This is a genomic window from Kitasatospora sp. NPDC059577 (assembly GCF_042735475.1).
Taxonomy (GTDB): domain Bacteria; phylum Actinomycetota; class Actinomycetes; order Streptomycetales; family Streptomycetaceae; genus Kitasatospora.
On the sequence record NZ_JBHWBZ010000009.1, the window covers coordinates 161,687 to 169,174 of the forward strand.

Sequence of the window (7,488 nt, forward strand, 5' to 3'; positions counted from 1 at the left end):
ACTCCCTCAGACCCCCCGCGACACCTCTATATTACCTCTCTCCGCGCCGCTCGGGCGCCCCCACCGCGCCGCTCCCCCCGCCGCGGTGGGCCCCCCCCACGTGGGGAGCCCGGCCTCTCGGGCGTTCAAGGGGTGGCTCAGGCAGCGCCCTTGGCGGCTTCCTTCAGCTTGGAGCCGGCGCTCACCTTGGCGCTGTAGCCCGCGGCGATCTGGATCGGCTCGCCGGTCTGCGGGTTGCGGGCGGTGCGGGCCGCGCGGTGGGTGCGCTCGAAGGTCAGGAAACCGGGGATGGTGACCTTCTCGTCGCCCTTGGCGACGACCTCGCCGACGATCTCGGCGAAGGCGGCCAGAACGGCGTCGGCGTCCTTGCGGGTCACCTCGGCGCGCTCGGACAGCGCGGCCACCAGCTCACTGCGGTTCATGTGTACTCCTGTGGTCTGTTCGCTTGCGGTGTGCGGGGGCCCATCGGTGCTCCCACCGGGGGGCACCCGGATGGGCCGCAGGTCCGCACACTGTGCTCATGCAGGCAATGCGTGGTCGCGGGCCGGGTCCGTACCCGGTGCCGAGCGCCGGAGCCCTTCGAAGGCCCGCCCGCCTGCCTGGATACGAATCCTGCCCCGACCGGCCCCGAGAAAGCCAATCGGGCCTCGGCCGGGCCACCCGAACATCGCCCGCCCGTTGGAGGTGTGACGCTCCGTCGGCTCCGGCGGACCGGGCGCGGACGGCGGTCGGGACGACTCGCCGGAAGACCAGGGGGACGTTCCGTACTTGTCGGACACGCCTGCCCCGTGCAGGGCTACCGTACGCCCTAGGACTGACAAGCCCAAACACGCCCCTCGCCCTTGTGTCGCAAGGGTTCGGGGCGAGCGGGGCGGGTATGACCGCTATTCGCACATTTGAGCGACCGGTGACGCCTCCACCGGTCCCTCCGTCAGAGCTTGACGGTGGGGAAGGCGGAGGTGTCCAGGGTGCCGACGATGCCCGGGGTCGGACGGGCCTGCACGGGGGCGTCCTGACTGTCGGCCAGGGCCGCCTCGCGCACGGCGGAGGCGACGGTCTTGGCGACGTCCTTGTGGAACACGCTCGGGATGATGTAGTTCGCGTTCAGCTCGTCGTCGGCGACGGTGGTGGCCAGCGCCCGCGCGGCCGCGATCATCATCTCGGTGTTGACCGTGCGGCTCTGGGCGTCCAGCAGGCCGCGGAAGACGCCCGGGAAGACCAGCACGTTGTTGATCTGGTTCGGGAAGTCGCTGCGGCCGGTGGCGACCACGGCGGCGGTCTGCCGGGCGATGGCCGGGTCGACCTCCGGGTCCGGGTTGGCCAGCGCGAAGACGATCGCGTCGTCGGCCATGGTCGCCAGGTCGTCGCCGTCCAGGACGTTCGGGGCCGAGACGCCGATGAAGACGTCGGCGTCCGCCACGGCCTCCTTGAGGCTGCCGGTACGGCCCGAGCGGTTGGTGTGCTCGGCGATCCAGCGCAGGCTCTCGTTGAGGTCCTCACGGCCCTGGTGGACCACGCCGCGCACGTCCGCCACGGTGGCGTGCTCGACGCCGGCCGCCATCAGCAGCTTGAGGATCGCGGTGCCGGCGGCGCCGGCTCCCGACATCACCACGCGGATCTCGGAGATCTCCTTGCCGACCACCTTCAGCGCGTTGGTGAGGGCGGCCAGCACCACGATCGCGGTGCCGTGCTGGTCGTCGTGGAAGACCGGGATGTCCAGGGCCTCGCGCAGCCGGGCCTCGATCTCGAAGCAGCGCGGCGCGGAGATGTCCTCCAGGTTGATCCCCGCGAAGCCCGGGGCGATCGCCTTGACGATGGCGACGATCTCGTCGGTGTCCTGGGTGTCCAGGCAGATCGGCCAGGCGTCGATCCCGGCGAAGCGCTTGAACAGGGCCGCCTTGCCCTCCATGACGGGCAGCGCGGCCTCCGGGCCGATGTTGCCCAGGCCCAGCACCGCCGAGCCGTCGGTGACCACGGCGACGCTGTTGCGCTTGATGGTGAGGCGGCGGGCGTCCTCGGGGTTCTCGGCGATCGCCATGCAGACCCGGGCGACACCCGGGGTGTAGATCATGCTGAGGTCGTCGCGGTTGCGGATCGGCAGCTTGGACGACATCTCGATCTTGCCGCCGAGGTGCATCAGGAAGGTGCGGTCCGAGACCTTGCCGATCGACACGCCGTCGATCGCGCGCAGCTTCTCGACGATCTCCTCGCCGTGCGCGACCGAGGAGGCCGCCACCGTGACGTCGATGCGCAGTGCCTCCAGGCCGGAGGCGGTGACGTCGAGGCCGGTCACCGACCCGCCGGAGGACTCCACGGCCGTGGTGATCGCACTGACGGCGTTGCCCCGGGCCGGGACCTCCAGCCGTACCGTGATCGAGTTGGAGACACTGGGCACCGTCGCCATCGACGCTTCCTTCTTCCGTCTGTCCCGCAGGCTCAACATTTTGTTGAAGGCATCGCCTGCGCATGCTAGACCTCGATCGTCGCACCTTCCAAGGGGTAGCCAGAAATAACGTTCATTGAGTGTGCGGATCCGACAATCCGGTCGGCGCCCCCCGGACTCCTGACGCCCACTCCTTGCCTCTCCGGGCCGATGCGTTACATTGGACGGGACACCGGCTCGATCCAAGCCCCCGGGCCCAACCTTCGTCCCTTCGAGGGACCACTTGCCGCGAGGCGAGCATGGCGGGTCGGTGTCGTAAACGTCTGAAGGCCCCTCACCACCCGGTGAGGGGCCTTCTTCCGTACGGCCCTACGGCCCGTCAGCCGTGCAGCAGAGCGGGCACGCCGGCCGCGTCCGGCAGGTCGTCCGGACCGGACAGCACGGTCAGCCGCTGCGTCGCACGGGTCAGCGCGACGTAGAGCACCCGCAGCCCGGCCTCCGACTCGCCGGCGATGCCGGTCGGGTCGGCGACCACGGTCGCGTCGTACTCCAGGCCCTTGGCCTCCAGACTGCCCAGCGCCACCACGCGCTCGCCCAGGCTCTCCGCCCACCCGGCCGCCTCGGCCCGGCGGTCCATCGGCACCACGATCGCCACGGTGCCGTCCACCTCGGCCAGCAGCCGCTCCAGCTCGGCCCGGGCGGCCTTGCCGAAGGCCTCCGGCGACGGGTCGGAGACGGCCGCGAAGCGCGGCTCCACGCCCACGTGGCGGACCGCGCTCGGCGAGGGCGTGCCCGGTGCGGCCAGTGCCAGCACCCTGGCCGCGACCTCGGCGATCTCGGCCGGGTTGCGGTAGTTCACGGTCAGCGTGAACCGGCGGCGCGGCTTGCCGGCCAGCACCTCGTCCAGCGCGGCCTGGGCCTCCTGCGGGAACGGCCAGGAGGACTGCGCCGGGTCGCCGACGATCGTCCAGGTGGCCATCCGGGAGCGGCGGCCGATCATCCGCCACTGCATCGGGGTGAGGTCCTGCGCCTCGTCCACGATGACGTGGGCGTACTCCTTGCGCTCCACCGGCTGGCGCTCGCGCTGGCGGGTGTTGCGGTCGGCGAAGGTGGTGACCTCCTCCAGGCCGGTCAACAGGTCCATCGCGTCCACCTCGCGGACCTTCGGACGGGCCGGCTCGCCGAGCAGCACCTGGAGCTCGTCCACCAGGGCGACGTCGTGCGCGGACAGCGCCCCCTCGCCCTCCGCGGACAGGTGGCGCCAGGAGGCGGCCAGCAGCCTCGCCTCGTCCGGGGTGACGGCGCGGCGGGCGATCCGGTTGGTGTGGCGGTGCTGCTTGAGCGTGCCGAGCACCCGGCGCGGGGTCAGGGCCGGCCACCAGGCGTCCAGGAAGTCCAGGAACGGCGCCTCGTCCGAGACGTACTCGTCGAAGCTCTCCTTCTCCTCCTGGCGCTGCTCCCTGGCGTAGTGGTCGGTGGGCTTCGGCAGGTGCTTGACGACCTCCTGCCACAGGGCGTCCAGCAGCAGCCGGCGGGCGCGCGGGCGCAGCAGGTTCAGCGGCGTGCCGCCGGAGCCCACCACGTTGCCGCGCACGGCCCTCAGGCGCCCCGCGTCCAGCTTGAGCACCTCGCCCCGGGCGACCACCTTCAGCTCCTGCGGCGCGCCCAGCTCGAGCGCGGCGCGGGCGGCCCGGCGCAGCAGCTGGGTCATCCGGGCCGAGCCCTTGACCCGGGCGGCCTCGGGGCTGTCGTAGCCGCCCGCCTCGATGCCGTCCACCAGCGAGCCGATCGCCCGGATGGCGACCTGCCCCTCCTCGCCGAGCGCGGGCAGTACGCCCTCGGTGTACGAGACCAGCAGCGCGGTCGGGGAGACGACCAGGATGCCCCCGGCGTAGCGGCGACGGTCCTGGTAGAGCAGGTACGCGGCGCGGTGCAGGGCGACGGCGGTCTTGCCGGTGCCGGGGCCACCGGTGACCAGGGTGGCGCCCGCGGCAGGGGCGCGGATCACCTCGTCCTGCTCCTTCTGGATCGAGGAGACGATGTCGCGCATCGAGTGGCTGCGGGCACGCCCCAGCGACGCCATCAGCGCGCCGTCGCCGACCACGGCCAGCTCCCGGCCGGCCAGGGTCGGGGTGAGGTCGGGGCGCAGCAGGTCGTCCTCGACGCCGATCACCTTGCGCCCCTTGGAACGGATCACCCGGCGGCGGATGACCCGGCCGGGCTCGACCGGGGTGGCACGGTAGAACGGGGCCGCGGCGGGCGCGCGCCAGTCGATCACCAGCGGGCCGTACTCGGCGTCCAGCACGCCTAGGCGGCCGATGTGGAGGGTCTCGGCGACGGCCGGGTCGGCCGGGTCGAGCGGGGTGTTCGACGGGATGCCGTGCTCCTCCGGGGCGTCCGCCCGCTGGAGGTCGATACGGCCGAAGAGGAAGTCCTCGAACTCGTTGTTGAGGCGTTGGAGGTGCGCGCCGGCCCGGTAGACCTGGGCGTCGCGCTCGGCGAGCGCGCCGGGGGTGCCGACCTGGACCCGCTTGGCGGCGTCCTCCAGGATGTACTCGGCCTCGGCGAGCTTCTCCTCCAACCGGTGGTAGACGGTGTCGAGGTGCTGCTGCTCACCGGCGATCTCACGTTCGCGGACGGTCTCGTGATCGGCGGCGGGGGTGGTGTCCGTGTTGCTCTGCATGGCCTCGGTGGTTGCGGCGGAATCCGGCTCCGGAAAACGAGCGGACGGATGATCCTACGCCGCGACCCCCCGGCCGCGCTGCTCCGAAGCGTACAAAATCCGAAGGCCGTCCTCCGCGGAGCGGTGGACGGCCTTCGGTGTGAACATGGGGTGGTGGAGATGCCGGGAATCGAACCCGGGTCCAGTGGAGTTAATTCAGGGCTTCTCCGAGCGCAGTCCGCTGTGATTTTCTCGGCCCTGGCAGTCACACGGACAAGCCGCCAACAGGCCCAGCTGCTGTTTGATTTCCCATCCGCCCTCGCAGCCCGGGCGGACGGTTGAGTTCCCTAGATTATGCCAGGGTCCGGGTCGGGAACCCCCCGGTCTGACACCCAAGCGCTATCGGTGCTTATTAGGCAGCGAGAGCGAACTGCTGGGAATCGCGCTTAGAGTTGGCGATTATTTTTTTGCGACACGTGGTTAACGAGATCATTGCCGCGTTCCTCGGCTCGCTTCCCCTGTTTCAACATCCCCTGTCGAAACCGATCATCCCCATGTTTTTTTGAGAAACAGCTCGGACGATGACCGTCCGTGTTGCTTGCGCCATAGTACGCGAGGCGACGGGCGAGGGTCCAGCGGATTAACCCTGGCGGCGTCGGGCCGCCGCCACGGCGCGGGCCGTCTCGCGGGTGTCCTGCTTCTCGCGGAGCGTCTGGCGCTTGTCGTAGAGCTTCTTGCCGACCGCGAGCGCCAGTTCCAGCTTGACCCGGCCGTCCTTGAAGTACAGCGAGAGCGGGACCAGGGTGTGGCCCGCGTCGCGGACCTTGGTCTCGATCTTGCTGATCTCCAGCCTGTGCAGCAGCAGCTTGCGCTTGCGGCGCGCCGCGTGATTGGTCCACGTCCCCTGGGCGTACTCGGGGATGAAGACGTTGTCGATCCACGCCTCGTGGTTCTGGATGTAGGCGTAGCCGTCGACCAGGTTGGCCCGCCCCTCGCGCAGTGACTTGACCTCGGTGCCGGTGAGTACGAGGCCGCACTCGTAGGTGTCGAGGATCGTGTACTCATGTCGCGCCTTCTTGTTCTGCGCGATCAGCTTGTGTCCCGTTTCCTTTGCCATAGCGCCGTCATTCTCGCACTTCGGAGCCCGGACGGGCAGCTGTTTTGGGCGCGGGTGCCGACGTCCGGGCCCGGGTGCCCAGCCCGGCGAGGACGCGCAGGGCCAGCGCGTCGGCGTCCTCGCCGGTGGTCGCCGGGACGTCGGGGGCGAGGCCGGTGCCGTCCGGGGACCGTCCGGCGGGGGTGAAGTAGCGGCCGACGGTCATCTCCAGCACCGCGCCGTCGGCGAGCCGGCTGGGCTGCTGGACGGTGCCCTTGCCGAAGGTCCGCGCGCCCACCACCACGGCGCGGCTGCGGTCCTGCAGGGCGCCGGCGAGCAGTTCGGCGGCGCTCATCGTGCCGCCGTCGACCAGGACCACCAGCGGGGTGCGCTGGTCCCCGCCGGGCGGGGCGGTCAACTCCCTGGTCCCGCCGCGCTCCTGGTACGAGCCGACCGGGCCGCCGTCCAGGAAGATCCCGGCGGTGTCGGCCGCCTCGTCGACCAACCCGCCGGAGTTGCCGCGCAGATCGAGCACGACGCCGCCGTGCGGGGCGCGCAGCGCGGTGCGGACCAGGTCGGCCACCCCGCTGGTGAAGGCCCGCACGGTGATCCTCAGGACGCCCTGGTCCAGGTGCTCGACGGCGACCTGCTGGCTGTCCAGCAGCGCGCGGTGCAGCTGCAGTTCGCGCACCTGGCCCTCGCCGCGGCGGACCTCCAGGGTGACCTCGGAGCCGGCCCGGCTCTCGTCGCCCCGGCCGCGCAGCCGCGCCACCACCTCGGTGACCGGCAGGTGGTCGGCCTGGTCCGGGCCGACCCGCAGCAGTCGGTCGCCGGCGGCGATCCCGGCGGCGGCGGCCGGGCCGCCGGGCGCGACCCGGGAGACCTCCGTCACGCCGTCCTCGCCGCGGCCGACCGAGAGGCCGACGCCCAGGTACCGGCCGTCCAGGCCCTGGCTGAACTCCGCGTACTCCTGCGCGCTGTAGTACGCGCCCCAGCGGTCCCCGGTGGCCCCGAGCAGGTGCTCGGCCTGCTGCTCGGACAGGGCGGTGCCGGCCGGGTCCGCCGGGAGCCCGGTGCCCGCGGGCCGGACGGCGTCGACGGAGGGGTGCGGCGGCAGGTCGCCCGGGCCGCCCCAGGCCCCGGTGGCCGCTCCGGCGAGCAGGACGGCACCGAACACCAGGCTGAGGGCGGCCGCCTGACGTGCCCTGCGCGGAGTTTGCAGCATGGCATCGGAGTGTAGACACCGTGCCTCGCGGGACGGGCCGGAACGGCGGAGTGCGGAACGGCGGGGGGGGGGGGGCCCGCCCGCGCCCGCCCGGCGCCCCCGCGGGGCCCGGGGGGGCCGCG

Annotated in this window: 5 protein-coding genes and 1 other RNA gene; all 6 read right to left on the reverse strand. The window is 71.9% G+C overall.

The window, feature by feature from the left end:
- Positions 1-137: 137 nt before the first annotated feature.
- The 6 genes from ACFV0O_RS11395 to ACFV0O_RS11420 all read right to left on the reverse strand — a co-directional run bounded on the left by ACFV0O_RS11395 (position 138) and on the right by ACFV0O_RS11420 (position 7,366).
- The gene (locus tag ACFV0O_RS11395; protein ID WP_030242980.1) at positions 138-422 is read right to left on the reverse strand and encodes an HU family DNA-binding protein; all 285 of its coding nucleotides are present in this window, start codon (positions 420-422) and stop codon (positions 138-140) included.
- Positions 423-931: 509 nt separating this feature from the next.
- A complete protein-coding gene (locus ACFV0O_RS11400) occupies positions 932-2,404 on the reverse strand; it encodes an NAD-dependent malic enzyme (RefSeq protein WP_380339482.1) in 1,473 nt (490 codons plus the stop codon).
- A gap of 358 nt (positions 2,405-2,762) precedes the next feature.
- Complete coding sequence (locus ACFV0O_RS11405; protein ID WP_380339485.1) at positions 2,763-5,066, reverse strand: HelD family protein; 2,304 nt, start codon at positions 5,064-5,066, stop codon at positions 2,763-2,765.
- Between the two features lie 151 nt (positions 5,067-5,217).
- Positions 5,218-5,599, reverse strand: a transfer-messenger RNA (tmRNA) gene (ssrA, locus tag ACFV0O_RS11410).
- 86 nt (positions 5,600-5,685) lie between these two features.
- Complete coding sequence (smpB, locus tag ACFV0O_RS11415; protein ID WP_360253473.1) at positions 5,686-6,162, reverse strand: SsrA-binding protein SmpB; 477 nt, start codon at positions 6,160-6,162, stop codon at positions 5,686-5,688.
- 7 nt (positions 6,163-6,169) lie between these two features.
- Entirely contained in the window at positions 6,170-7,366 is a 1,197-nt protein-coding gene (locus ACFV0O_RS11420) for a S41 family peptidase (RefSeq protein ID WP_380339487.1), read from the reverse strand.
- Between the last annotated feature and the right edge of the window lie 122 nt (positions 7,367-7,488).